Annotated in this window: 2 protein-coding genes; both read left to right on the top strand. The window is 33.0% G+C overall.

The window, feature by feature from the left end:
* The first annotated feature begins 85 nt into the window (after positions 1-85).
* Positions 86-1,102, top strand: coding sequence for a dTDP-glucose 4,6-dehydratase (gene rfbB, locus VW161_RS08880; RefSeq protein ID WP_304087321.1), 1,017 nt, complete (start codon positions 86-88; stop codon positions 1,100-1,102).
* 103 nt (positions 1,103-1,205) lie between these two features.
* A complete protein-coding gene (locus tag VW161_RS08875) occupies positions 1,206-2,189 on the top strand; it encodes a glycosyltransferase family 2 protein (RefSeq protein WP_304087323.1) in 984 nt (327 codons plus the stop codon).
* The last annotated feature ends 14 nt before the right edge of the window (positions 2,190-2,203 follow it).

The raw sequence follows: 2,203 nt of genomic DNA, 5'->3' as shown, positions 1-2,203 counted from the left end.
AATTATTATCAAATTAATATTACAATCATTATCGATTACTATCAATTATTATCAATTATTATCAATTATTCAATATGTGATTTATATGACTAAAGTTTTAATAACAGGCGGAGCAGGATTTATAGGAAGCAATTTTGTAAAGTATATGCTTGAAAAGTATCCTGATTATGAAATTATTAATTTAGATGCCCTTACATACTGTGGTAATCTTGAAAATTTAGAGGATATTGAAGACAATCCTAACTACACCTTTGTAAAAGGGGACATTCAAGATGCAGAATTGGTTGATTCCATTGTTAAGGATGTTGATTACATAGTCCATTTTGCTGCTGAAAGTCATGTAGACCGCAGCATTGAAGATCCTCAAATATTCATTAAAACCAATATCATTGGAACTCAAGTATTGCTGGATGCAGCTAAAAAGCACGAAATTAAAAAGTATTTGCAGGTTTCTACCGATGAAGTGTATGGAAGCCTTGGCAAGGAAGGATATTTCACAGAAGAAACTCCTCTCCAAGCAAACAGCCCATATTCCGCCTCAAAGGCAGGTGCAGACCTAATGGTTAGGGCTTATGGAGAAACATTCGGATTGCCAATCAACATTACAAGATGCTCAAACAATTATGGTCCTTATCAATTCCCTGAAAAGCTTATTCCTTTAATGATTTCAAATGCTTTAGATGATAAGGAATTGCCTGTTTACGGTGATGGAAAGAACATTAGGGATTGGTTGCATGTCTATGACCATTGTACAGCCATTGACCTTGTTCTTCATAAGGGAAAATTAGGTGAGGTCTACAATATCGGTGGCCATAATGAAAAGGAAAACATTGAAATCGTAAAGCTCATTTTAAAAGAGCTTGGAAAGAGCGAATCCTTAATCAAATTTGTTAAAGACAGATTAGGCCATGACAGACGTTATGCAATTGATTCCACTAAAATCACAGAGGAATTAGGATGGAAGCCTAAATACACCTTTGAAACAGGAATCATAGAAACAATCAATTGGTATTTGGATAATCAGGATTGGATGGAAAAGGTAAAATCCGGTGAGTATCAGGAATACTATGAGAAAATGTATTCCAAAAAAATAATTTTTTAGGATTATCAATAATTAAAAAATTAAAATAAAAGATTAAGATAAAAAAATTAAAAAATAATCAAAGAAAAAATAAAATTAAAATTTTTGCTTAAAAAGGGATTCTATGAAAGTATCAGTAGTTACACCAAATTACAATGGTTTAAAGTTCTTGAATAACTACTTTGAAACATTATTGATTCAAAGCAGGTTTATTGAAGAGATCATTCTAATTGACAATGCATCTACTGATGGAAGCATAGAATTCATTGAAGAGTTTATTGAAAGCTCTAACTATCCTATTGACATAGTCCTTATCAAAAATGAGGATAACTTAGGATTTGCCCCTGCAGTCAATCAGGGAATAAGAGCCGCAAAGTGCGAGTACATCTATTCTGTAAACAATGATGTTGAATTGGAATGGAATGCTCTGGATGAAATCATCAAGGCAATGGAAGAGTCAATCGAGTTAGGTGAAAATCCATTTTCAATACAGTCTAAGATGATTCAGCACTACAATAGAAAGCTGATTGATGATGCTGGAGATGAGTATACCATCCTTGCATGGACAAAGAAGATTGGGGATGGCCAGCCTGTAGAGAGATACAATGAGAAGAAGGAAATATTCTCCTCATGTGCAGGTGCAGCATTGTATAGAAAGTCAGTCCTTGAGGAAATAGGGCTTTTTGATGATAATTTCTTTGCTTATGTTGAAGATATAGACCTTGCATATAGGGCTCAAATATATGGATATAAAAACTATTTCTGCCCAAATTCAATTGTTTACCATTATGGGAGCGGAACAAGCGGCAGCAGATACAACGAATTCAAGATCAAATTGGCTGCCCGTAACAATGTGTTCCTGATTTACAAGAACTTCCCAATTTTACAGAAGATTATCAATTTCATATTTTTATTCCTAGGATTCTTAATCAAGTACCTTTTCTTTGTAAGGAAAGGATACGGTTCCATTTACTTGGATGGGATCAAGGAAGGATTAGGAAATAGGAAAAAATTAACAAAAACTCCATTCTTAAGAAAAAACTGGAAAAATTACTTTAAAATAGAATGGAAACTCATAAAAAATACTTTTGCTTATTTAAGAAAATAATTAGATTTAATGAA

Source organism: Methanobrevibacter ruminantium (assembly GCF_016294135.1).
GTDB lineage: Archaea > Methanobacteriota > Methanobacteria > Methanobacteriales > Methanobacteriaceae > Methanobrevibacter > Methanobrevibacter ruminantium_A.
Note: the sequence above shows the minus strand (reverse complement) of the source record. Positions and strands in the feature narration are given on the sequence as shown.

Bases quoted from the DNA above. Each gene is read 5' to 3' on its own strand.
- rfbB (WP_304087321.1), top strand. From the start codon at position 86: ATGACTAAAGTTTTAATAACAGGCGGAGCAGGATTTATAGGAAGCAAT.
- VW161_RS08875 (WP_304087323.1), top strand. From the start codon at position 1,206: ATGAAAGTATCAGTAGTTACACCAAATTACAATGGTTTAAAGTTCTTG.